The organism is Pseudoalteromonas sp. J2K-J031, from assembly GCF_058197095.2.
The window spans coordinates 854,611-880,009 of sequence record NZ_CM200279.1; the positions used below are offsets into that span (position 1 = coordinate 854,611).

A 25,399-nucleotide genomic window follows, 5' to 3' on the forward strand; every position below is an offset into this window, starting at 1 on the left:
GAATATCCGCATGCAGCATATGACTACCGCACAAATCCGCCAAGCTTTTTTAGACTACTTTTCGTCAAAACAGCATCAAGCCATCGCATCAAGCTCTTTGGTGCCAGGTAATGACCCAACATTATTATTTACTAATGCCGGTATGGTCCAATTTAAGGACGTATTTTTAGGTGCTGATAAGCGCCCATATACCCGTGCAACCAGCTCACAGCGATGTGTTCGTGCTGGTGGTAAACATAATGACCTTGAAAACGTAGGTTATACCGCCCGTCACCATACCTTTTTTGAAATGTTAGGTAACTTTAGTTTTGGTGATTATTTTAAAGAAGATGCGATTAAGTTTGCTTGGGAATTTTTAACATCGATTTTAAAATTACCGGCCGAAAAATTATTAGTGACGGTTTATCATACAGATGATGAAGCCTTTGATCTTTGGAATAAAAAAATAGGTTTGCCGGCTGATCGTATTATTCGAATTACCACTTCAGATAATTTCTGGTCAATGGGTGATACCGGCCCTTGTGGTCCATGTTCTGAAATTTTCTATGATCATGGCGCTGATATTTGGGGTGGCCCTCCGGGTTCTGCTGAAGAAGATGGCGATCGCTTTATTGAGATTTGGAACTTAGTATTCATGCAGTTCAATCGTCATGCTGACGGCACGATGGAGCCACTTCCAAAGCAATCGGTTGATACTGGCATGGGGCTTGAACGTATTTCTGCCATTATGCAAGGTGTGCACTCAAATTATGAAATCGATATTTTTCAAGGTTTGATCCGCGCAGCTGCTGATGTTACTCATGCACAAGATTTAGAAGATAAATCATTACGCGTAATTGCTGACCACATTCGTTCGTGTGCTTTCTTAATTGCTGATGGTGTGATGCCGTCTAATGAAGGCCGTGGTTATGTATTGCGTCGGATTATTCGCCGCGCTGTTCGCCATGGTAATAAGCTAGGTGCTAAAGATAATTTCTTCCACAAATTAGTGGGTGCATTAGCTGAACAAATGGGTGATGCGTACCAAGAGTTATACAAACAACGCGAAATCATCGAAAAAGTATTACGTATTGAAGAAGAACAGTTCAGTAAAACATTAGAGCGCGGTTTAGCTATTTTAGAAGATGGTTTAAAAGGCATTAAGGGTGATGTCATCCCTGGTGATGTGGTGTTTAAACTTTACGATACTTACGGTTTCCCTGCTGATTTAACTGCCGATGTCGCGCGTGAACGTTTTATGACGATTGATGAGCCTGGCTTTCAAGCGTGTATGGCGGCGCAGCGTAAAATGGCGCAACAAGCAGGTAAATTCGGCACAGATTATAACGAGCAATTAAAATCAGAAAAACACACTGATTTTAAAGGATATGAGCACGAGCATTTTTCAGGCACTGTAATTGAACTCTTCTTTGAAGGTGAGTCCGTGAACAGTTTGGCTGATGGCCAAAAAGGCATTGTTGTATTAGATCGTACTCCTTTTTATGCAGAGTCGGGCGGCCAAGCGGGCGATAAAGGTCTTCTTAAAATTGCAGGTGGTGAGTTTAGCGTTCATAACACCACAAAACTAGGTAATGCCTTTGCTCATGCGGGTGTAATTCAAGGTAAGATAGCCTTGAATGACCGAGTTGATGCGCAAATTGATACGGCGCGTCGTGATAATATCCGTAAAAACCATACTGCGACGCATCTATTACATGAGGCATTACGCCAAGTATTAGGTGAGCATGTTGGTCAAAAAGGATCATTAGTAGAATCAGAGCGTTTACGTTTTGACTTCTCTCACTTTGAAGGTGTTACTAAAGCACAATTAATTGAAATTGAATTAATGGTGAATGCTGAAATTCGTCGTAACGTAGATTTACAGACTGAGCTTATGCAAATTGATGATGCAAAAGCAAAAGGTGCAATGGCGTTATTTGGTGAGAAATATGACGATGAAGTGCGCGTTGTTAGTATTGGTGGGTTTTCTATCGAACTATGTGGCGGTACACACGTTAAGCGTTTAGGTGATATTGGTTTATTTAAAATTGTCAGTGAGTCAGGGATTGCTGCAGGTATTCGCCGTATAGAGGCGGTTACTGGTGCAGCGGCAATCGAGGTAATACACCACCAAGCTGAAGTGCTTAACCATATTGCAGTGTTAGTAAAATCAGATGCAACTAATGCTGTTGAAAAAGTCAGCGCATTAGTTGAGCGTACAAAAGGTCTTGAAAAAGAAATCAATCAGCTTAATGATAAGTTGGCCAGTGCCGCAGGTGCAGGTTTGCTTGATTCTGTGGTTCAAATTGGTGGTATTAAAGTACTTATCGCAAATGTCGCTGGTACAGAGAGTAAAGCATTACGTGGCATGGTTGACGATTTAAAAAATAAACTAGGTTCGGGTGTCATTGCGCTAGGTGTGGCAGAAGGCGACAAAGTGAGTTTAATTACCGGTGTGACTAAAGATTTAACGGGTAAATTCAAAGCGGGTGAATTGGTTAACTTTATGGCACAGCAAGTCGGCGGTAAAGGTGGCGGTCGTCCTGATATGGCACAAGCGGGTGGTTCAGAGCCTCAGCACTTGGTTGCAGCACTTGATAGTGTTGCCGCTTGGGTTTCTGAGCGCGTATAACGTTTCGTGTCATTAATAGTCCAAAAATTTGGCGGCACTTCGGTTGGGTCAATTGACCGAATTGAAGCTGTCGCCGACCTTGTTATTAAAACAAAACAACAAGGCCACCAAGTTGTGGTGGTAGTCTCTGCTATGGCAGGGGAAACCAACCGTTTAATAAGTCTTGCAAAACAAATTGATAATCGCCCAAGTACGCGAGAGCTTGATGTGTTAATCAGTACTGGTGAGCAAGTGTCAGTGGCATTATTGGCGATGGCAATTATCAAGCGTGGCCATTCAGCAATTAGCTTATTGGCAGATCAAGCGCAGATAAAAACCGATAACTTTTTTGGCAAGGCAAGGGTTACACATATCGATGCTAGCCGATTAAATCATGAACTTGAGCATGGCAGAATTGTCATTTTAGCTGGGTTTCAAGGTCGTGATAGTGAAGGAAATGTCACGACGCTTGGTCGAGGTGGGACTGATACAACCGCAGTTGAAGTTGCAGCAGCTATAAAAGCTGACGAATGCCAAATTTATACTGATGTTGATGGTGTTTATACTGCCGATCCGCGAATTGAATCACGCGCCCAGCGGATGAATACCATCACATTTGAAGAAATGCTCGAGTTAGCCAGTCTTGGTGCAAAAGTGCTGCAAATTCGATGTGTTGAAGCTGCAGGTCGATATAATGTGCCTCTTCGGGTGTTGTCTACATTTGCACCGGATCATGGCACGCTCATTACCTACGAGGAGCCTCAAATGTCAGAACAAGTGGTTTCAGGTATTGCACACAATAAAGATGAAGCATTGTTAACTATTTGTGGCGTACCAAATATACCGATTAATTTAGCAAAAATTTTGCAACTTTTTGCAGAGCATGCAATCGAAGTTGACATGATTGCACAAATAAATCAAAAAGATGCCAATATCGACTATGCTTTTACGGTGCATCGTAATGATTTTGAACAAGGTTTAGAGTTGCTGCAATCTTTAGTGCAAATTCTCGGAGCACTTGAGGTCAAAGGTAATAGCAATGTGGCAAAAATCTCAGCGGTAGGGGTTGGAATGAAGTCACACGCAGGAGTTGCGGGTACATTATTTCAAGCTTTAGCAGATGAAAACATAGCTGCTTTACTTATTTCTACCTCAGAAATAAAAATATCAGTGCTAATTGATGAAAAGTATCTAGAATTAGGCGTAAGAGCGCTGCATAGTGCTTTTTTTGTTATAAATTAACCAGTTTTAGAGTTTTTACTTACTTTTGTAGTGATAATTCATTAAAATATAAAGACACGGAATCTTTTAATCTTTTGGAAATTAGGAGCAAAGAATGCTAATTCTGACTCGTCGCGTTGGAGAAACCCTTATGATAGGGGACGAAGTTACAGTTACGGTACTTGGTGTTAAAGGTAATCAAGTGCGTATTGGTGTGAATGCACCTAAAGATGTTTCAGTACATCGTGAAGAAATTTACATGCGTATTCAAGCTGAAAAAACAAACCCTATGGGTAATGAATAAGTTTGAATCGTTAAAAAAAAGCCGCTTAAGCGGCTTTTTTATTGTCTGATGCTTTTTAAATGCAAAAATTGAGGTATGAAAGTTACCCTTGCTTGATAGTCACCACGCGCTGCGGAAAAGGAATATCAATATTATTAGTTTTTAAGGCATTAAATACCGCTAAGTTTACTGCCATTTTGGCTTTTATGATCTGATTGGTTTTAGCCCAATAACGATAACCTAACACAATGCTACTATCGGCAAATTGATTAATCCCTACCTGTAGCTTTTCACTGGCAATATACTCGGTTTGTTGGTTTAAGGCCTGCTCAATAATGGTGATGGCAGATTGAGGATCTGAATGGTAGGCAATGCCAATTTCACCTTCAATCAGTGATAGTGCAAACGAGTTATGAATAATCTCACCAACGATATGCTTATTTGGCACAGTGATAATCACATCATCTTCATTGGTTAAAATAGTCACACCTAACTCAATCGATTTAACTTGGCCAAAAACACCGTTTACTAAAATAGTATCGCCGACAATAAACGGGCGTGTGGCAATGATGGCCAATCCTGCGCCATAGTTTGACAGCATGCCCTGTAAAGCAAGGCCTGCGCCTAAAGATGCCGCACCAATGGCCGCAATAAATGGGGTGATACTGATGCCTATTTTACCCAGTGCAATGATCACAAACATGATGATCAATATGACTTTAACAACATTGGTAACAAAGTTGTTTAGTGTGATATCAATGTTGTTTCTTTCTAATAATTTGAAAACGACCATTGACAGTTTTTTAGCTATCCAAAGGCCAAAAAGTAATATCAATAAGGCTGCGACGAGTTGAAAGCTGTATGTCACTAAATACTCAGTTATCAAAGCATAGATTTTTTCTATTTGTTGAATTTCATTTTCTATCATATCAGGTCCAATTGAGTGATTTGATGTAAATACACCATAAAAAAACGATAAACTCCTTCGCGAGGGTTTAGTTTTACTATGGCAGAATATACACTGCCAACTAAACAATTCCAGATTTTTCTGGCTTAAGCTCTCACTAATAAAAGCAAATAACAGATGAATAAAAAAGCAATTTTAGCCTTGGCGATTAGCGTCGCATTGGCCGGCTGTGTTGATGGAAATAAAACCCAAGAAACCAGCCAAACAGTACTTGTGAGTCAATCTCAAAATGAGCAGTTAGAAAACATAGTAGAAGCGTATTTTGATGAAGCCTTAGCCCTTTCACCACTAAGTGCCACTTTTGTGGGGGAATACCAATACAATGACCAATATTCGTTACCAATTAATGCCGATAACCGAGCCAAGCAGCAGGCCTTAACCGAAAAATATCTCACCCGAATCTCAGCGCTTGATGTTAACCAGCTTACGGGGCAGTCGTTATTAACTTTTGAGATTTTCCAACGAGATTTGCGTCTTGCACAAGAAAAGCAGCGTTTTCCTGATTATTTGATCCCGATTGATCAAATGAATGGTGAGCACAATACGTTTGCAGGATTAGGATCTGGTCAAAGTGCACAACCGTTTAATACTCATGAAGATTATGCAAATTTCATTAAACGTGCCGAAGGCTTTGTGGTTTGGCTGGCAAGCGTTGAGGAGTCAATGCGAGAGGGAATAAAGCAAGGTGTGGTATTGCCTAAAGTGCTTGCTGTTAAACTCGTGCCACAGTTTCAAACACATATCGTTGATGATGTATCGCAATCTGTTTTTTGGATGCCAATAAAAGCAATTCCTGCCGATTTTACCGCTGAGCAAAAGCAACAAATTGAAGCGCAGTATCGTTCAATGATTAGTGACATGTTAGTGCCCGCGTATAAAAAAATGAGCGAGTTTTTACAAAATGAATACATTCCAAATACTCGCACTACGTTTGGTTATGCCGACTTACCTAATGGCAAAGCTTGGTATGATTACGAAATTAAGCGCCATACAACATTGGCGCTTAATGCCGATGAAATTCACGAAATTGGTTTACAAGAAGTTGAGCGCATTTTAGGTGAAATGAAAAAAGTAAAACAGCAAGTGGGCTTTGAAGGTGATTTAGGCGCCTTTTTTACTCATTTGCGCGAAAGTGAAGAGTTTTACTTCAATTCTGCCGACGAAGTGATCGCAGCTTATGAAGCAGTTAAAGCTAAGATTGATGCACGCGTTCCGCTTTTATTTGATATCGCCCCAAAAGCCGATTACGAAGTGAAAGCTGTTGAAGCATTTAGAGCTGAGTCGGCTGCCGGTGCTTCGTATCAAAGCCCTGCACCTGATGGTTCTCGCCCAGGTATTTTTTATATTAATACCCATAACTTAAAAGCACAGCCAAAGTTTATCTTAGAAACATTATCGATTCATGAAGCGGCACCAGGTCATCATTTTCAAGTTGCATTGCAACAAGAGGTTGAGGGTTTACCGCGCATTCGTAAGTTTGGTGGATATACCGTTTTTGAAGAAGGTTGGGCTTTATACGCTGAAAGCTTAGGCAAAGAGCTTGGTTTATTTACCGATCCGTATCAGTGGTATGGTCGTTTAGTGGACGAGCAACTTCGTGCGATGCGTCTTGTACTTGATACTGGTTTACATGCTAAAGGCTGGACAAGGGAGCAAGGAATCGAATTTATGATGGCGAACTCGTCTATGGCACAAAGTGATGTTACCTCAGAAGTGGAGCGTTATATCGCAATGCCTGGCCAGGCGCTATCGTACAAATTAGGTCAGTTTAAAATTCGTGAATTACGTGAGTATTGTGCCAAAGAGTTAGGAGAGCAATTTGATGTGAAAAAATTTCACACTCAAATATTAATTGATGGTGCCTTACCAATGCCTATTTTAGAGCAAAAAATTAAGCGTTGGGTTGCAGAGCAAAAGAGCTAACGTTTGATTTTACGCTACAAAAAAAGCCACTGAAAAAGTGGCTTTTTTGTAAATTTTGATAGTTGATATTTATTACCGCTAAAGTATTACTAGCTCATTGCCAGCCAAATACCGACCGCAATCATTAAGCAAGCCGAGATGCGATTGAGTAACTGTACATGACCACTACTTGACAGTAATTTGCGCAAACCATGCCCTCCGCTGGCGTAGATCATCATGCAGATAAATTCGGTGATTAAGAGTATTGTGACCAAAGCCAGTAGTTGTGGCGCAAGCGTGTACTCAGAGTTTATAAATGGTGGTAGTAGCGAGGCTGTAAACGCCCAGCCTTTAGGGTTTGAGACGGCCGTTAAATAGCCTTTTGAAAATAAGCTTTTGGCACTAACGTGTTCTGATGGTTTATCAGCCCCTAAGCTTAATGCTAAACTTCCCTTGCTTTGCCACATTTGCACACCAACAAAAACAAGATAGCCACCGCCAACCCATTTTAAAATGTTAAAGAGCTGCGGATAATTTAGCATTAACGCTGCAATGCCAAGAACCGCTGCAGTTGCAACGGTTGCAACCCCTAATAATTCGCCCCACATCATATAAAACGTTCGTTTTAAGCCAACACTCATACCAAGCGTCATCGCTAACGTCATGCACATACCAGGTGAGATTGAGACCAAAAAGCTAGTTGGAATGAATAAAAGTAATAAGGTAAAGTCAGGCATGGTGGGTGCTCGAGTATTTTAAGGCGTAATAATAACGTAAAAACTCCTTTGGAGGTATCATCAAAACAGTCATTACAATGGTTTATAGTGCAATCTATAAAGCTGTTATACTTAGTGTTATCAGTCAGATAAATCAAAGGTTTTAAAATGAATTGGCAGACTCTTCAAGATGGTATGTCGTATGTGTTATTTAGTTATGGCGGTACGCCAATCACAGTTTTTCAAGTGTTACAGGTGCCATTTTCTCTGTTATTGGCATGGTTTATTGTCACGCGAGTTGGGATATTGATCCGCAAAGCGCTGTTAGTTCGTAAAGTGACACCTGATGCAATTCACCTATTTTCTCGAATTTATCTGGTTATCACTATCGCAATTTTAGCGATTACCAGTTTAGAAATTTTAAAAATCCCCCTAACAGCATTCGCATTTGTTTCTGGTGCGGTGGCAATTGGTGTGGGGTTTGGCGCACAAAATATCATTAATAACTTTATTAGTGGTTGGATTTTAATGTGGGAGCGACCGATCCGTATCGGCGATTTTTTAGAAGTCGGTGATACCAAAGGGATGGTCGAGAGTATTAATACACGCTCTACGTTAATACGTCGCAGTGATGGTGTGCATATGCTGGTGCCAAATAGTCATTTACTCGAAAATACGGTAATTAATTGGACCTTAATTGATAAAAATGCTCGCTCGTTTGTGCGTGTCGGAGTTGCCTATGGTTCAGATGCTGTGTTAGTTGCAAAGCTTATTAGGCAGGTTTTAAGTGAGCGAAGTGAGATTTTAACTCAGCCATCTTCGAATGTATTGTTTGAAGATTTTGGTGATAACGCATTAATTTTTGATGCTATCTTTTGGGTATGTGCAAATTCAGAAGCTGACATTCGTCAAATGCGTAGTGATATTCGTTTTCGTATTTATGAGTTATTTAATGAGCATGATATTACAATTGCTTATCCTCAACGAGATATTCACATTGATGGCATGATCCAGGTACAGAATGTCTCTAAGGCGAAATAATATTCCATAAAAAAATAAGTATGCTATTTTTTATTCAAAAGAGGAGTGTTCATTTGAAGAAAATACTGAGCGTCTTAGTCATTTTGTATGGGGTTTTGGCTTATCCTGTGACATGTTTGGCGCAAGATGAGCCGACTGAGTTGTTGGTGGCATCAGCAAACTTCTCACCTTATTTTGTTTATGATAATCCAAACACTCTTGGATTATTTAACGATGTTTTTAATACCGCGTTTATACAAGCTGGTTATAGTCGCATTGTCTTTAAGCCGTTAGGAAATGAGGCAATAAAGCGTAATTTCTTAATTGGTAAAGCTGAAGTTGCACTCAATTGGGGAGGGGTATTTCCAGAGGGCTTTTACCCATCAAAATATCGTTTAAAGTTCGTCAATCGGGTTATTATCAAAAAAAATGGAGCACTTTCTGAGGTTACAGCCTTAGCTGATATTAAAGATTTCAAGGTGGTATCGTTTGTAAATGCAACGCGTGTATTTGGTGAACAATATAATAAAGTAATGAAAAACAATGCTTATATTGAATATGAAGACCAAGAAATTACGAATCGTTTGTTTATTTCAGAGCGGTTTGATGCAAAAGTAGGTGATTGGCTAATGTTCTTATGGGCATTAGGTGTTACCTCGGCACAGCAGCAAGCAATGCCCTATCAGGCGTTGGATTTATTGGACTACCAAGGTTCAGGTGCCTTGTTTAAAGACAGTGAGGTGCGTGATAAAGTCGATTTGCAAATAACGGCTATGTTGCAATCAGGGCAAATTGACGAACTGGTGCAAAATTGGTTTAACCAAATGGGTATAGTACCTTATAAGCATCAGTTTATTGTGCTAGAGCAAACTCAATAGTGAATTGATTTTGCTCATTTTTAGTGATTAATCTAGTGATAAAATAAGTATGTTTAAAGAGGATTCTTCTTATCATTAATCATCGAGATCAAGTTCTGGCTCAATGATCTTTTCGGCTACTTCTTCAGTAGGTACAAGAGTTTTTAAGCATGCCAGTAGGTTTTCTTGATCATGTGTACCAACCCGAAACTGAGTCCCATCGTATAAGGTAATTGCAATCGCTTTAAAGCCTGAAACATTATATACCCAACCATCATGCGTTATTTTTATACCAAGGCCATGTTGCCATGAGTTGGTAACGGCACTTACATTCGCAATAGCGCTGACAGGAATACGTTGCCCAAATACGCCAGGGCCAAAACCCCACGACAATTCAGAGTCGGTCACAGTGACTGTTAAACTGTGAAACAGATAGGCGATAACCACTAAAGCGACTGCAAATAAATACACCGGTACAGAGCTACCTAAAACATAAAGTGCCAGTAATACAAACGCTAAGACCCAGCTTAATAATGCCAATATGGCCCAGCCCAATTGTGTTTTTTGATATAACATAATGCTTCTTATTAAAAGTTAAAGACCAGTGAAGCGCTAGTTTCAGAATCAAAACTCTGTTTGCCCGCTTCAGGTTGTGAATTATGGCGGTATAAGTAAGAAAACTTAACGGATAACGCACCATTTACGCGGCTTATTAAGGCCGTTTCTGATTTTAATCGAGAGCTTAGCCCAGATAAAGATTGTTCATAACTAATAGCCTGATTAAAACGACTGCGACTTGATATGAGTCGCTCCCAATGGATTGCTACTCTGATCAAAAAACCGTTTTCTTCGCTATTGTCAGTATTATCTTGTGCACTTAATCCGGGACCAATATCAAAATCGATACGGTCTTTTCTTAATGCTAATAACCGATTGCCATAACCAGAAACGAGCGTACCTTTATATCTAACGCCATTAAAGCGATCGTTTTCATATTCACCATACATAAAAAACGATTCGTCTTGATCTTCCAGTTTGTAATTAGCCTGAGAGGAGAAAAAGATACGCCGAGCACTCGTTTCATTTTCACCCGTCGCTTCGTTTAAATCGCGCTTAAATAAACTATCGAATTTATACTGGTTGCGCCAGTTATCAAAGTCTTGATAAATATTAGCTTTAAGTTTTGCTGTAGTGGAGTCCGTATTGCCACTTGTTAAAATGAAACCCAGCTCAGTATCCCCATAAAGAAATTCACCCTGATGCATTTGATGAATTTCGCTTTCATCTAACTTTCCGTATTCAGAAAAGTCTTCAAAAGGATCTTTCGCTAACAGACTAAAAGAAACAAAGTATAAGATTACATATAGGAATTTCATTACCGCCTCCTCAACGGGCTTTATTTTATGGCAGAAATAATAAAAATAAAGTTTTTACGTTAAACTGCGGTAATTTAAGGTTTTTACGCCTTCCAGATGATGTGACAGAACGGTGCATCTTTCTCTAAGCTAATTAGCATGCGTGCGTATTCAATGTCTTGATCTTCAAACTCTAAGCCAATAATGACTTGTAAATACAGTTCTGGTTCTATTTCAAACTCGACAAATTCAGACCATGAATCATCAGGCGTATTATCTTCGGCAAACCCAGCTAGTTCGCGGTGCATATTAAAATAAATGATGTCTTCTTCAGATAAGTTATCTGGTGCGAGCTCTAAAAATACCTCATAGGCATTATCGGTTGCTTCTTCAACTGTCCACAAATGGGTTGATTCGGTCATGACTGGTTTCTCATAGAAAATATCTTGTTGGCGTTTATACCAAATCAAAAAAAAAAGCCAAGTTAAACTTGGTCTTCGAGCGTAATAAAGCGTTTTGGTTGTCGGTATTGATTAAGTAGCCAAGTACTTAAGGCGATGATGGACAAATTAGAATAGTCAGTTTAAGGGCGGATTTGAGGTTATGGTGCAGATCCGCTGGGCGGTGGTAGTTTATTCACTTTACTTTTGAGAGATTAAATTTTAGGCTCAATAAAAACACAGTAAGGTCATACCAGTTGAAGATTGTAACTCTTTCTATTGAACATCACATCGCTATCGTAACACTCAATCGCCCTGATAAACTTAATGCTCTGAATGTTGATATGTTTATACAACTCGATGCGATAATAAAAAAGCTTAAAAAAGAGCGTCAAGTCCGCATCGTATTATTAACAGCAAACGGTTCTGATTTTTCAACAGGGCTTGATGTTAAAAGTGTTATGAAATCAGGTTTTAACATTGTTAAATTGCTTTGGAAATGGTTACCTGGCAATCAAAATTTAGTTCAGCGAGTTGTACTAGGGTGGCAAGATTTACCAATCCCTGTGATTTCGGTGATACAAGGTCGCTGCTGGGGTGGTGGGATGCAAATTGTGCTGGGTGCTGATTATCGTATAGCAAGCCCTGATGCTAGTTTTGCCATTATGGAAGCACGTTGGGGCTTGGCACCTGATATGGGGGCGAGCTTACCACTTAGCCATTTGATAAGCCGAGATCAGGCGTTATTACTGTCAAGTTTGGCTGAGCCAATTAGTACAGACCAAGCGTTAAAGTTAGGTTTAATTACAGCGTGCGAAGAAAATCCATTGGTTTACGCACAGCAATTGGCTCAGTCTTTAATGGTGCGCTCTCCTGATACCCTTGCGGCAATAAAACGGCTTTATCAAACGAGTTATGGCCACGCGACACGTAAAACCTTGGCTCGTGAAACGTATAATCAAATCCGATTATTATTGAATAAAAATACGCGCATTGCGATTGCTAACCAGCAAACAGAACAAGCAAAGCCTTATCAAACAGCAAAAAAATGGTAGCCTAAAGGTGGATAGCTCAATGGTGAAATTCAAGGTTATAGTGCTTGAATATGTTGGTGCTAATTAATTTGAATTCGGGATAAGACATTTATCAAAATATTACATTCAAATGAGATTTAGTATCCCGCATTGAGGTTACTTACCCATAGGAAACAAATATATAGTGACAAAATATATCATCAGTAGCGCATTGATATTGGCCTGTTTATTAATTGGTAAAGGGGCATCGTGGTTGTTAAACGGCCATTTCCCAGGGGCTGTATTTGGCATGTTATTGCTGTTTTTGTTATTGGTGTCGGGTAAGGTTCATTACGATACTGTTTACCCCACAGGTACATTATTACTTAAATATTTACCTCTCTTGTTTATCCCCGCAGGAGTTGGGTTAATTGAACATTTAGGCTTGTTACAACATGCTTTTTGGGGCATTTTAACTGCGGTTTTGGCTAGTACTTTAGTCACTCTTGCCGTAGTAGGTCATTTTATGCAAAAGCGATTGCAACAATGATACTTTATGTTGGTTTACCTTTAACGATAGGGTGTTATTTTTTTTGTAAAACGGTACAGCAGCGCTTAGGGCTGATTTGGTTTAACCCGATTTTAATAACCATAATTTTGCTTATCTCGTTGCTTTATCAATTAAAGCTCCCTTATTCCGAATACAACCGCAGCACTTGGATGCTTACTTGGTTATTAGAGCCTGCAATTGTTGCCCTAGCATTGCCGCTTTACAAGGAGTTTGTTGCGGTTAAAAATAATATTCAGCCTATCGCAATTGCGAGTTTAATTGCTTTATTGTGTTCGATGCTGTGCTCAGTATTAATCGCAACCGCACTTAATTTATCGTTTGAAATTCAAGCCTCGCTGGCAACGAATGCTGTAACGACTCCTATAGCTATTTCCGTTAGCCAAAGTATTGAGGGGATCCCGGCATTAGCTGCTGTCATTGTTATTTTGGTTGGAATTTTTGGCGCTTTGTGTGCGGAGCCTTTTTTAAGGCTGGTTGGCGTTAACAATGCTCAAGCCCAAGGTTTTGCCATGGGGGCTGCTTGTCATGCCATAGGAACGGCAAGAGCTTTAGAGTTACACCCAAGTATGGGTGGCTTTGCGTCGATAGCAATGGCCTTGAGCGCTATCAATACGGCAATCCTTGTGCCTATTTTATATCCTTTACTGCAGCGGTTTTTGGTTTTGATATCAGTAAATTGATGCTTTGTTACAAATGCGTTGAGCCTAATTCTTGCTTTTGAGAATGAGCAGTTTAAGCTGACACTAATAATGTTTGTTTACTTTAAAACAATCTTTCGTTTAAGGACAATCGCTTCGATATGGAAATCGATTGATGACTGACAAAATCCCAGCATTGCTGGGATTTTTTTTACTGTCAGAGTTTAAAAAATTGTATACACTCGAGCTAAGTTTGACCAACAGGAACGATAATGCGCTTCACCCAATTTACAAAAAAAATAAAATATAGCCTTGTCAGCTGCGCTATCATCACTGTGCTCAGTGGATGTAACAACCAAGAAACCACAAGCACCGTTGTTGAACAAAGTGGCCAAAGTGTTAGCGCAAGCCGAGTCGCAATCAATAGAACTATTGATGTTTATACTAAAAATTTTATGCAGCAACAGCCCGGTTTAGCAACCTCTTTAGGGCTTTCGCCAGATGTTGCGGGTCATTACCAAAATAAGTGGGCTGACTACTCACCAGCGGGAATGCTTAAGCTGCAAACCACAATGGCCGATTCATTAAAAAGTTTGCAACAATACAATTTGGCGAGCTTAAATGATCAAGACCGCCTTCATCTTGAAGTAAACCAAGTGATTGCTAATTATTATCTGGGTGATACTCGTTTTAACGCAGGCTATATCGATACTTGGGGTGGGCATCTACCGTATATCGTGAGCCAAATTGCAGGGCCGCTGATTGATATACCAAAAATACTGCAAGATCAGCATGTTATTGCAAATCAGCAAGATGTTGAAGATTACCTCGCCCGCTTATCTGGATTTGTGAGTGTTATTGCTGATGTAAAACGTAAAGTCTTGGCTGATGCAAAAATAGGTGTGCTTTTACCAAAGGCGTTGTTTCCCAATACATTGGGCTATTTAACTAACTATATTGCAATACCTGCGCCTGAGCACACACTGGTCACTAATCTTGCCAATAAGATGCAAGGAATTGAATTGAGTACTGAGCAACGTGAATCCTATCTTGCTCAAGCAATCGATATTGTTACTAATCAGCTTTATCCTGCTTTTGCTGATATTAAAGCCACCATGCAAACTCTTGAAAAACAAGCCCCTCTTGCTGATGGTATTTGGGCTCAACCTAAAGGGGCTGATTTTTATCAGCATGAGATTTTATATCTTGCCGATTCAACGCTCACTCCCGAACAAATTCATCAAATTGGTTTGAATGAAGTACAGCGGATCAGCTCACAAATGGACGGTATTTTAAAAGCCCAAGGTTTGAGCGAAGGCACTGTCGGTGAGCGAATGGCTCAGCTTGGTGAAATGCCAGAATTTATTTATGAAGACTCTGATGAAGGTCGAGCGAAATTACTGGGTGATTTAAACAGTGAAATCGAAAAAATCATGGCCAAAGCGCCGAGCTTATTTGCCACTATTCCAACGTATGATGTCACGGTAAAACGAATTCCTGTGGTATCGCAAGATGGTGCGCCAGGTGGGTTTTATAATCCGCCAGCTCTTGATGGTTCTCGTGCTGGTGAGTTTTCAATTAATCTAAAAGATATGAAAGCGCAGCCAAGTTTTAGTTTAAAAACGCTAACATATCATGAAGCCGTACCGGGCCACCATTTTCAAATATCCCTCAATATGGAACAAAAAAATATTGGTATTATGCGCCAAAATGGCCAGTTTAATGCCTATGTTGAAGGATGGGCCTTGTATTCTGAGCAGGTTGCATTCGAAATGGGCATGTATGAAGGTGACCCTTGGGGCAATTTAGGCCGTTTACAGGCCGAGGTTTATCGTGCCGCGCGTTTAGTGGTTGATACTGGCTTGCACTTTAAACGTTGGCCGCGCCAAAAAGCGATTGAGTATTTCCATCAAGCTACGGGTACTGCAATGAGTGATGTTGAGGCTGCGATTGACCGTTATATGGCTTGGCCTGGTCAAGCACTTGGTTATAAGTTAGGAATGCTGAAAATTATTGAGCTTAGGGGACAGGCAAAACAACAATTAGGTGAGAAGTTTGATATTAAAGCTTTTCATGATTTGGTGTTGTTGCCCGGTGCAAGGCCGCTCACTATTTTGGAAAAAGATGTTAAGCGTTGGGTTGCCAAACAATTAGTAAGTAAATAATAAACCACCGCTTGCGCGTGTTGGTTAAGCAATAAAAAAGGATCTGATTTCAGATCCTTTTTTAGTTAAAAACAATGATTTTAGAACTTACTTTTTCGCTTTTTTCTTTAGTTTCTTTTTCGCTTTAATTTTCACAGGATCTTTTTTCTTTTTCGCTGGTGGCTTCGCTTCTTTATGCTGCGCTTCAAGCCCTTTAATATTGCGACGTTTTAAGTTTTGCTCTGTATAACGCTCAATCTTTTTCAAAATTCCTACGTCATGGGCTTCAACTAACGAAATAGCGACACCCTTTTTGCCTGCACGGCCAGTACGGCCAATACGGTGAACATAAACATCAGCGCTACGTGGCATATCATAGTTGATCACGTGGCTAATATCGGTGACATCAATACCACGGGCAGCAACATCGGTTGCCACTAAAATATTGGCTCTGCCTGATTGAAAGTTGGCCATCGCTGCCATGCGTTTATCTTGTGGCATTTCACCGCGCAACCACGCAGTTTTAATGTCGCGTGCGACCAATAAACCAACTAATTCTTCAAGCTTTTCACGTGTTTTTACAAACACGATGGCCTTACTCATGTCTTCGGCTTTTAAAATCGCTTCAAGTAAATCAAGTTTATGGTTACGTGAGTCTGCTAAATGCACCCATTGCAGAATTTTACCTTGCTCTTTACGTGAGCTTTCGGCTTCAAGCAGTGCAGGGTCGTTTAAAATGGTATCGGCAAAACGCTCAACACTGTCACCTTCAAGGGTCGCTGAAAATAAGAAACATTGACGACGATTTGTTGCTTCGTCACAAATTTTCATCATTTCGCTGCGAAAGCCCATGTCGAGCATACGATCAGCTTCATCTAATATTAAAATTTCAACATTTTCGGCATGAAACTCTTCGGTTTTCATGTAGTCCATTAAGCGACCCGGAGTCGCAATTAAAATGTCGTTATTTTTTTCAAAAATGTCTTTATGGCTACCGTAGTTAATGCCGCCAGTGACTACACCAATTTTTAAGTGGGTATTGGCTGCAAACAGGACGCATTGCTCGTGAATTTGATACGCTAATTCACGGGTTGGCGTCATAATTAATACGCGAGCAAAACCAGGGTCTCGACGAGGAAAATCAAGTAAATACTGGATAGAAGGCAGCAAAAAAGCCGCCGTTTTACCTGTGCCCGTTGGGGCAGAGGCTAGAATATCACGACCCGCCATCGCTTCAGGAATGGCTAGCTGTTGAATGCTAGTAGGCGTTTTATAACCCGCTTTTTCTACTGCATTAAGAATTTTTTGATCAAGATCCAAGTCGGCAAATTGCATAAGACATCATAAATAAAGGACAATTAGCTGTTATTATACTTGGCTTAGTTCGTTATACCAATTGTATTGTGTTGCAAATAAGAGGTTAGTGTGTCGGGTTTTCAATTTAAACAGTTTTATGTTGCACATCAGGGGGCAGCAATGAAGGTCGGCACCGATGGTATTTTGCTTGGCGCATGGGCTAATGTGCAACAGGCCAAATATGCACTTGATATTGGCGCAGGCAGCGGACTAATTAGTTTGATGCTTAAGCAACGTAATCCAGCACTCACGATAACAGCAGTTGAAATAGACCCAAACGCCGCTATACAGGCTCAATCGAATATTGCACACAGCCCGTGGCCTGATATAGAGATCGTCGAGCAGAATATTCAACACTATTCAACATTGCAGCCATTTGATTTAGTTGTGTCAAACCCGCCATTTTTTCAAGGAAGTTTAAAAGGCCCCAATGAGGCACGAAATACAGCCCGCCATACCGATAGCTTAGATTTTACCGCATTATTTAATGCCTTTAATCGCCTGAGCACACGCGATGCAAAACTTGCTTTAGTTTTACCCGCCGAGAGCTTAGACCAAATAAGCACATTAGCCATTGAATATGGTTTTTGTTTAAGTCGTATCACCTTAGTTAAAACAACCACAGCAAAAGCTGCCAAAAGAGTACTGATAGAAGTGAGTAAACTAAAACAAACATGCTTAGAGAGCGAACTGATTATTCATCAAGGTGATGCCTATCACCCTGATTATATAAAGTTATGTAAAGATTTTTATTTGAAGATGTAAAAAATATTCTGTTGTTTCTGTTTCTGTTTCTGTTATGGTAAATTCGTTCTTTTAAGATAATAAATTAAAATCAAGGGATTGAATTAGATGAATGTAACTCATCGTATATTGCCTGTCATTTTATCGGCTCTTTTTTTAAACGGCTGTGGTGGATCTTCGGATAAACCGACACCACTGACGCCGCCACCAATACCGCCGGTAGTTAAAAGCTTTGCTATAAATGGCTATGCCGTAAAAGGGCCACTGCAAAACGCTACTGTAAATATTTATGCGTTAGATGACACCAAAGCTGACTTTAAAGGGCGCTTAGTTACCTCGGGGAGTACTAATGAATTAGCGGCTTTTAGTAATATTCAAGTTAGCGAACCATTAAGTGATTATTATCTTATTGAAATAGTTAGTAATGATAAAACCATTGATGTCACCACTGGTCAGCAACCGGTTTTACTTCAGCTTTATTCAATTTTAAGCGCAGAGCAACTGACCGCAAATACAGCCATTAATGCCACGCCACTCACTACCATAATAAGCCAAGTGGCTAACCAGTATACGTTAAAAGGTAATAGTGTTAATGACGCACTATTAAAAGCAATTGAGCAGGTACAAACCAAACTTAATTTTGGTTTAGTGACTACATATAACCCATTTACAGACGCACCTTTATTAAGTGCTTCATCTGATTTTACAGCTTTACTTAGTCATCGTGTGCAAAATGAAGCATTTGCAGCCTTACTTGAATTTATTAGTGTTAGCGTAGGGGTTGGCGTAAGTGAAAGCTTAAAGTTAGTAGCTGCTGATTATGCTGAGCAGTTATCGCAATTTGATGCCCAATTAGTTTCGCGTTATCAAACTACTATCGAGCAAGCCCCCATCCCACATTTGGTTGTCACTTATTCTGACAAGGATGGGGATCCTACGACCCAAGACCCCTTTAGTCTGAATGAAATCAAATCATTGTTGGTACAAGAACAGGTACTGCTAAGCTCCGGACTTGATACATCAGCATTGAGTGACTTGGCTAATAATTTCACTCCTAAAACGTTAGGTCTGGATACCGATGCTGATGGTTTTCCAAATCAAATAGATTTAGATGATGATAACGATGGTATTTTTGATGGGGACGATGCATTTCCATTAGACTCAACCGAAACCATTGATACCGACAATGATGGCATTGGTAATAATGCCGATACCGACGACGATAACGATGGCGTTCCTGATTCTAATGATGCCTTTCCATTGGATGCCACAGAATCTGTTGATACTGATTTAGATGGTATTGGTAATAATGCCGATACCGACGACGATAACGATGGCGTTCCCGATTCTAACGATGCCTTTCCATTGGATGCCACAGAATCTGTTGATACTGATTTAGATGGTATTGGTAATAATGCCGATACCGACGACGATAACGACGGTGTGCTTGATGCCGATGATGCCTTTCCTCTTGATGCAAGCGAATCAAAAGACAGTGATAATGATGGGGTTGGCGATAATGCCGATGCGTTTCCAAATGACGGCACCGAAACACTCGATACCGATAAGGATGGCATTGGTAATAATGCCGATACTGACGATGATAACGACGGTGTACCAGACGATGAAGACGACTTACCGTTAGATCCAACTGAAACCGTAGATACAGATAAAGATGGTATCGGTAATAATGCCGATACAGATGATGATAACGATGGCACAGCTGATACAGCCGATAGTTATCCTCTTGATAATAATTGTTATTTAAATACAGATGGCGAAGCGGGTCGCTGTTACCTAACTTGGCTCGGTGATAGCCCAAGTTCTATTATTCAAGCGCGCGACAATGAATATTTTTATAATCTCAATTATAGAACAGATGATCCTGCTACTAGTTTTAGTCGGATATTACTGCAAAACAAAATCAATCAGCATTTTAGTGTGATTCATCAATCAGAATATGTACTTGCTAATTTGGTCTATCATGCAGGGCACAATAAGGTCTACTTTACTGAAAAAACTGCAGACTTAGCACAAATGATTTACTCCGTCGACGCGAGCTATCAAGTGCTTCCTTTTCATGAAGTCATTTTTGAGGATATTTACAATCCAGATTACAAAGCCCCACCATATATTGAAAGCTTAGTGAGCTCTGGATCTTTGTTAGCTGTTAATAAGGTGGTAGTACCAAATTATAGCTATTTTTTTGAGTGGCAGGTGCTTCAAAATGAAGATAATTATTACCCTATGGGAGGGTATGCATTACTATCAAAAAATGCGCAAATCGTGGCAAAGAGTTATGATGGTAAAAAAGCCGAACCCTACCCAAGTTACGAGCGCTTTATGCCTTCTCCTAGTGATTCACAATCTGTTTACTCCGTTACAGGTAAAGGTCTCCATCGTGTACATCGAGAAAACTCTGCGATTAACCGGTACATTGTATTTGTTGATAACGATAATGTTCAGATAAAAGCAGCACTGAGTATTAATGAAAATTTTGATGAGTATGGGTTTCTTGGTGGGTGTATCCCCCCTTTTCCAATTCAAATTTCTGACGATGGCAAAGAATTAACAAATTTAATTGACGGGAAGATATTTTCTGCAGGGACATTAGTGCAACAAGGTCGATATAAGCATAAGTTTACTGATAACATATTAGGCAGCAGAATTATTTCGAGTGACTCAAATACAACTATAGTAGCTAATTATGGCAATTGTGGTGAAGCAGATATACATAAAATTGATAAGCAAGGCCGTGTCATCGCCAAGAAAAACTTTGGTTATGATTATATTTCATTAGCTTCAGCTAAAGGTGACACGGTTTCTGTTGTATATCGTTCTAAAGGTCGATACTTTTTTGAAGAGTTTGAATTTACTTCAGATAGTGATTTAGATGGCATACTCAATGAAGAAGATGCATTCCCGTTAGATGCTGCGGCATCAGTTGATACTGACCAAGACGGTTACCCTGATTTTTGGAATGCAGATAAAAGCCAAGCTGATTCAACTACACGGTTAAAGCTTGATGAGTTTCCAACTGAATATATGTGTTGGAGTAGCGAGCAAGCTACAAATGGGGGATGTGACTACGCAAAAAGTGCTTATGGAGCTCCTAATTATGGTGCTCCTAACGATATTGTCAGTGCTGGCGATAGAGTCTATTTGCTTTACTCTAAAGTGATATTGGTATGGTCACTGGCCGAGCAGCGCTTTTTAACACCAATCTATTTTAAAAGTGATGCACCGTTTTCATTCAAGGTGGCACATATTGCCTATTCCGATACATTACAGCGGTTATACCTCGCCTCTGAGTGGGGTGAAATAAACTATATTGATGTCTCTAAGCCAGAAGCTAAGTTGCTTGCATTTTATCAGTTTAATGCACCAATAAACGCAATGAAAATGCTCAATAATACTTTGGCTGTTGAAACCACTGCACTGCAATTACTTAATGTAGATGCAGCATTAATCAACCCCCAAATTAAACCTCGTATTTCTTTAAGCTTAAGCACTTGGTCAGCTAAAAACCACACTTTATATCTTGATGCTAAACACTTTATTATCATAGAGCCACAAAGCGGCGCGATTATCGAGGATAAAAGCATTGGTTTTAAAAAACCATACGACAGCCCTTACTTGTCAGGGCTTTATACCGCTTTTAATTATTTAGTGAATTCAAACGCTGAAAAATTCTCATTAACTTCGGGTCAGGCGCTAGGTAAGCTGTCGGAAGAGTTTAAACGAAAGCTAAAACAGAGTATTTCAATCAGTAATCGTTTATTTGCCGTTGAGGTGGAGGATTATGCAGCTCGCTTAGTGAGTTGGGATGAATTAACGGAGACGTTTATTGTCCAAAGCGCTTGGAAGAAAAAAACTACATTAGTGCCTTACTTAAATAGTTTGGTTATTGTCAGTTACAATAGCCAAACAAATACCCTCGATTTTGACTATCAGTTTAGTACCGATGCCGATAACGATGGGCTGCCTGCTTGGTGGGAGTTGCAATATCAATTAAATGATAGTGATGCTAGTGATGCTTTGCAAGATAATGATAATGATGGTTTAAATAACTTGGCTGAGTTTAAACAAGGGACTCACCCCGCATTAGCTGATACTGATAGTGATGGCTTGAATGATGGTAATGAGCTGCAATATGCGGCATCCCCTCTGTTAGCCGATACCGATTATGATGGTTTAACCGACGAACAAGAAGTCAATCAATACCAAACTCAAGCTAATTCGTCCGACTCTGATAATGATGGTTTGTCGGATTTTGCCGAAGTTACTCTTCATTTTAGTAACCCAAATAATGCAGATAGTGATGGTGATGGCATGAGCGATGGTTATGAAATCATCCATCAGCTTAATGTTAATGCCAATGATGCTGATCAGGACTTAGATGCAGATGGCCTATCAAATCAAGAAGAAGCGACATTTGGGACTTCACCTCGATTAGCTGATACTGATGGTGATGGGCTATCGGATTACGATGAAATTAAAACCTATCTGACATCGGCCGTTTTATTTGATACAGACGGTGATCGTTTAGGTGATTGGTGGGAGCTTAATAACCAATTTAACCCTCTCGATAGTCAAGATGGTCATGCAGATTCGGATGCGGATGGCTTTTCTAATGCGCAGGAGTTTTATTTAAATACTGATTTGTTTAATGCCACCGATGTGCCGCAGCAATTACCTTGGGCTATGTATGGTGCTAATGCCAATAAAACTAACTTTACCTTGCAGTATATTGATACCACAAAAGTTAGGCCGCTATGGCAGCAGTCATTTTTCAGGGATATTAGAACTGATATCCGACAATTGCTAGTTCAAGATAACAACGTATATGTAATGGTTCATGATTATAATCGTTCACGGTATGATAGTTCATTTGGATCTTTATATGTGCTTGATGCTGTTACTGGAAATGAATTAAGGTCAAAAAAAGAATCCTATCGTTTGACCTTGCCAATTTTACATAATGATAAGTTATTTTATACAAATGATAGTTATTCGTATGGCCCATGGGGTCCCATAGCTCCCAGTAGAGTCTTCAACATAGAAGACTTAAGTGGCGTTAGGGAATTTTCTCACAATACAGGTTCTTATATTTCCAAATCACCTAATGAGTCCACGGTTATTGCTTATAAAAATCAAGTGCGTATTACCGGATATTCTTGGGAAGTTGTTTATAATACAGATACTCAAGCATTAACTGGTGAGTCAGATGATATTGATAAATCTTTGGAAAGTAAGTTGCAGGTTGTCGCAAACGATACAGTTGTAGTCTCAGAAAAAAATACAATTAAAGGCTACCATTATTTAACTCATGAGTTGCTATTTGATGTTGCACTTAACGATCCAATAAAGTTAGTAACGCATAGCCGTGATCAGGCTTTAATTATTCAAACCGATAAACAATTGTTACGTTTTAATTTAAATACTCTATCTACTGGTTGGGTGATTAATGATTTTAAAGTTTCAGACTTCAACCCGCCTCGATCGTTAAGCCATGCTATGGGGTATATTTATGCTTATAAAGATGATTTTTTAGTCCAAATTGATGAATTAAACGGTCAAGTGATGTGGCAGGTTGATGTTTCTGCTAATTATTCAAATATTGTTGTGGGACTTAATAAAGTGATTGTTGCGAGTAGAACAGAAACCTTTATTATTGATATCAACGATCAGTCCGTTGTCACTTTACCAAGCGGTGGCAATTTATTAGCACTTGACAACGGTGTATTATTTATTGCCAAAGGAAGTTTATTGACTGCTTACGCTGTTAATGATCTTTAGCGAATAAATAGCAAAAAAGCCGTGTATTAATTGTTATTAATACACGGCTTTTTTATTTTATACCCGTCGTCTTTTAAGATGCTCGGTTGTTGGCCGCGCGCCTTCACCTCAATCTCATGCATCGATGACTCATGAGAGTCATGCGCTTGCCGCCTACGTGAACCTTGAAGTCCATTGTATAGCTAATAAAAAGAGTGTTAGAGGCTTGCTTGATATTGTTCTAAAACTTGTTCTATCCAAGTGGCGATACGTTCATCGCTGAGCTCGTATTGGCTATCTTCGTCTAACGCTAAGCCAACAAATTGACTGCCATCGGGTGTGAGGGCTTTGGACTTTTCAAATTCGTAATCGCTGCTATTGGGCCAATAACCAATGAACTTCACACCTTGTGGGGCGATTTGGTCATGTAACATACCTAAGGCATCTTGAAACCATTGGCCGTATCCTTGTTGGTCGCCCATGCCAAATAAGGCGATGGTTTTACCGGCTAAATTAACCTCGTTAATATCATCCCACTTTGACTCCCAATCTTCTTGCAACTCACCAAAGTCCCAAGTCGAAATGCCAAAAATCAAAAAATCATACGCTTCAGCGTTTTTTAGTGATTCATCTTTAATATTGTGTAACTGTAATAGCTCAGCGCCTAAGATATCGCGCATTTTTTCAGCGGCCATTTCGGTGTAGCAGGTGGTTGAGCCATAAAACAAACCAATTTTCATGGTATTTATCACTTCTTTTGGGGTTGTTATGATATGGCGCGCAGTCTACCGCATGATGAGAATAATTGGTATTCACCACAGCGCAAAGAGGGAAATTAATTGAGTGATGAACAGGCAGTGTTTACTGATCCGCATGGTTTTTTAGAACAGTTTTTAGATGCTATTTGGTTAGAGCAAGGCGTCAGCGAAAATACACTTGCAGCTTATCGAACCGATTTAACTAAGTTTGCTGAGTTTATTTTGCCTAAAGGGCTTATCGAGGTTGAACAGCAAGACGTGCAGTATTATTTGGCGCATCGGCTCGACAATGGTTTTAAGCCGCGTAGCACCGCACGCAGCGTCAGTGCACTCAAACGCTTTTATCAATATTATTTACGTGAAAAGCAGTTAACTACCAACCCGATGACCCACATTGGTCAGCCAAAAGCAGGGCAAAGTTTACCTAAAACGTTATCGGAAGAAGAAGTGGGGCGGCTATTAGATGCTCCTGACTTAGAAGAGCCGATTGGGCTGCGTGATAAAGCAATGCTGGAATTATTGTATGCCACTGGTTTGCGTGTTAGTGAGTTGGTTGGGTTGCGGATTGAGCAAATAAACTTGCGCCAAGCGGTTGTATTTGTTAAAGGTAAAGGGAATAAGGAGCGGCTTGTGCCTATGGGTGAAGAAGCGCTTGATTGTATTGAGCGTTTTATCAAAGAAGGGCGGCCACAATTGATAAAACATGCCACTGATTTTGTCTTTCCTTCGAAGCGAGGCATTGGCATGACTCGGCAAACCTTTTGGCATCGGATAAAGCATTATGCGATTGTGGCTGGGATTGAGTCTGAATTATCGCCTCATACTTTGCGTCATGCGTTTGCCACTCATTTAATTAACCACGGTGCAGATTTACGAGTGGTGCAAATGATGCTTGGCCACAGTGATTTGTCTACCACGCAAATTTATACCCATGTGGCCAAAGAAAGGTTAAAATCGCTCCATCAAGCGCATCATCCTAGAGCGTAATGGAATTATTTAGGCTGTGAGTCGGTCTTAGTAAATAGCAATAATATTAAAGAGAATGA

At 40.0% G+C, this 25,399-nt stretch carries 20 protein-coding genes; 13 read left to right on the forward strand and 7 right to left on the reverse strand.

What is annotated here, in order from left to right:
- The first annotated feature begins 10 nt into the window (after positions 1-10).
- The 3 genes from alaS (at position 11) to csrA (ending at position 4,115) form a co-directional block, all read left to right on the forward strand.
- Positions 11-2,611: an alanine--tRNA ligase gene (gene alaS / locus AC3KZC_RS03905; protein ID WP_490579615.1), complete on the forward strand. Its 2,601-nt coding sequence runs from the start codon at positions 11-13 to the stop codon at positions 2,609-2,611.
- A 6-nt stretch (positions 2,612-2,617) separates the two neighbouring features.
- A complete protein-coding gene (locus AC3KZC_RS03910; RefSeq protein WP_490579616.1) occupies positions 2,618-3,832 on the forward strand; it encodes an aspartate kinase in 1,215 nt (404 codons plus the stop codon).
- 94 nt (positions 3,833-3,926) lie between these two features.
- The gene (gene csrA, locus AC3KZC_RS03915) at positions 3,927-4,115 is read left to right on the forward strand and encodes a carbon storage regulator CsrA (protein ID WP_009838515.1); all 189 of its coding nucleotides are present in this window, start codon (positions 3,927-3,929) and stop codon (positions 4,113-4,115) included.
- Between the two features lie 82 nt (positions 4,116-4,197).
- Here the strand turns inward: csrA and AC3KZC_RS03920 are convergent, their stop codons facing one another.
- On the reverse strand, positions 4,198-5,022 hold the full coding sequence (locus tag AC3KZC_RS03920) for a mechanosensitive ion channel family protein (RefSeq protein WP_490579617.1): 825 nt from the start codon (positions 5,020-5,022) through the stop codon (positions 4,198-4,200).
- 156 nt (positions 5,023-5,178) lie between these two features.
- Between AC3KZC_RS03920 and AC3KZC_RS03925 the strand changes: the two genes are divergently transcribed.
- Positions 5,179-6,984 carry a DUF885 domain-containing protein gene (locus AC3KZC_RS03925; RefSeq protein WP_490579618.1) on the forward strand — a complete coding sequence of 602 codons (1,806 nt, stop codon included), beginning with the start codon at positions 5,179-5,181 and terminating at the stop codon, positions 6,982-6,984.
- 89 nt (positions 6,985-7,073) lie between these two features.
- On the opposite strand, the gene AC3KZC_RS03930 is transcribed toward AC3KZC_RS03925, so the two are convergent.
- A complete protein-coding gene (locus tag AC3KZC_RS03930; protein ID WP_490579619.1) occupies positions 7,074-7,700 on the reverse strand; it encodes a LysE family translocator in 627 nt (208 codons plus the stop codon).
- Positions 7,701-7,847: 147 nt separating this feature from the next.
- Between AC3KZC_RS03930 and AC3KZC_RS03935 the strand changes: the two genes are divergently transcribed.
- A complete protein-coding gene (locus AC3KZC_RS03935) occupies positions 7,848-8,720 on the forward strand; it encodes a mechanosensitive ion channel family protein (RefSeq protein ID WP_490579620.1) in 873 nt (290 codons plus the stop codon).
- A gap of 53 nt (positions 8,721-8,773) precedes the next feature.
- Entirely contained in the window at positions 8,774-9,577 is an 804-nt protein-coding gene (locus AC3KZC_RS03940) for a transporter substrate-binding domain-containing protein (protein ID WP_490579621.1), read from the forward strand.
- Positions 9,578-9,652: 75 nt separating this feature from the next.
- Here the strand turns inward: AC3KZC_RS03940 and AC3KZC_RS03945 are convergent, their stop codons facing one another.
- The 3 genes from AC3KZC_RS03945 to AC3KZC_RS03955 form a co-directional block, all read right to left on the reverse strand.
- Positions 9,653-10,132 (reverse strand): hypothetical protein, encoded by a 480-nt coding sequence (locus AC3KZC_RS03945; RefSeq protein ID WP_490579622.1) that lies wholly within the window; start codon positions 10,130-10,132, stop codon positions 9,653-9,655.
- 11 nt (positions 10,133-10,143) lie between these two features.
- A complete protein-coding gene (locus AC3KZC_RS03950) occupies positions 10,144-10,932 on the reverse strand; it encodes a DUF481 domain-containing protein (protein WP_490579623.1) in 789 nt (262 codons plus the stop codon).
- An 83-nt stretch (positions 10,933-11,015) separates the two neighbouring features.
- Positions 11,016-11,333, reverse strand: a complete 318-nt coding sequence (locus tag AC3KZC_RS03955; protein WP_490579624.1) for an HI1450 family dsDNA-mimic protein — start codon at positions 11,331-11,333, stop codon at positions 11,016-11,018.
- Between the two features lie 281 nt (positions 11,334-11,614).
- Between AC3KZC_RS03955 and AC3KZC_RS03960 the strand changes: the two genes are divergently transcribed.
- From AC3KZC_RS03960 to AC3KZC_RS03975, 4 genes are all read left to right on the forward strand, one after another.
- On the forward strand, positions 11,615-12,406 hold the full coding sequence (locus AC3KZC_RS03960) for a crotonase/enoyl-CoA hydratase family protein (protein WP_490579660.1): 792 nt from the start codon (positions 11,615-11,617) through the stop codon (positions 12,404-12,406).
- Positions 12,407-12,569: 163 nt separating this feature from the next.
- Positions 12,570-12,914, forward strand: a complete 345-nt coding sequence (locus tag AC3KZC_RS03965) for a CidA/LrgA family protein (RefSeq protein ID WP_490579625.1) — start codon at positions 12,570-12,572, stop codon at positions 12,912-12,914.
- Entirely contained in the window at positions 12,911-13,615 is a 705-nt protein-coding gene (locus AC3KZC_RS03970; protein ID WP_490579626.1) for an LrgB family protein, read from the forward strand. Before AC3KZC_RS03965 ends, AC3KZC_RS03970 begins: the two co-directional genes overlap by 4 nt.
- A gap of 230 nt (positions 13,616-13,845) precedes the next feature.
- On the forward strand, positions 13,846-15,738 hold the full coding sequence (locus AC3KZC_RS03975) for a DUF885 domain-containing protein (RefSeq protein WP_490579627.1): 1,893 nt from the start codon (positions 13,846-13,848) through the stop codon (positions 15,736-15,738).
- A gap of 87 nt (positions 15,739-15,825) precedes the next feature.
- Here AC3KZC_RS03975 and srmB read toward each other — a convergent pair whose 3' ends face one another.
- A complete protein-coding gene (gene srmB, locus AC3KZC_RS03980) occupies positions 15,826-17,052 on the reverse strand; it encodes an ATP-dependent RNA helicase SrmB (protein WP_490579628.1) in 1,227 nt (408 codons plus the stop codon).
- A 90-nt stretch (positions 17,053-17,142) separates the two neighbouring features.
- On the opposite strand from srmB, the gene AC3KZC_RS03985 reads away from it, so the two are divergent.
- Together AC3KZC_RS03985 and AC3KZC_RS03990 are read left to right on the forward strand one after the other, a co-directional pair.
- Positions 17,143-17,838: a tRNA1(Val) (adenine(37)-N6)-methyltransferase gene (locus tag AC3KZC_RS03985; protein ID WP_490579629.1), complete on the forward strand. Its 696-nt coding sequence runs from the start codon at positions 17,143-17,145 to the stop codon at positions 17,836-17,838.
- Positions 17,839-17,925: 87 nt separating this feature from the next.
- Entirely contained in the window at positions 17,926-23,616 is a 5,691-nt protein-coding gene (locus AC3KZC_RS03990; RefSeq protein WP_518525909.1) for a hypothetical protein, read from the forward strand.
- Between the two features lie 197 nt (positions 23,617-23,813).
- On the opposite strand, the gene fldB is transcribed toward AC3KZC_RS03990, so the two are convergent.
- Complete coding sequence (fldB, locus tag AC3KZC_RS03995; RefSeq protein ID WP_490579631.1) at positions 23,814-24,335, reverse strand: flavodoxin FldB; 522 nt, start codon at positions 24,333-24,335, stop codon at positions 23,814-23,816.
- A gap of 99 nt (positions 24,336-24,434) precedes the next feature.
- Here fldB and xerD point away from each other — a divergent pair, with 99 nt between their 5' ends.
- Complete coding sequence (gene xerD, locus AC3KZC_RS04000) at positions 24,435-25,340, forward strand: site-specific tyrosine recombinase XerD (protein WP_490579632.1); 906 nt, start codon at positions 24,435-24,437, stop codon at positions 25,338-25,340.
- Positions 25,341-25,399: the final 59 nt, after the last annotated feature.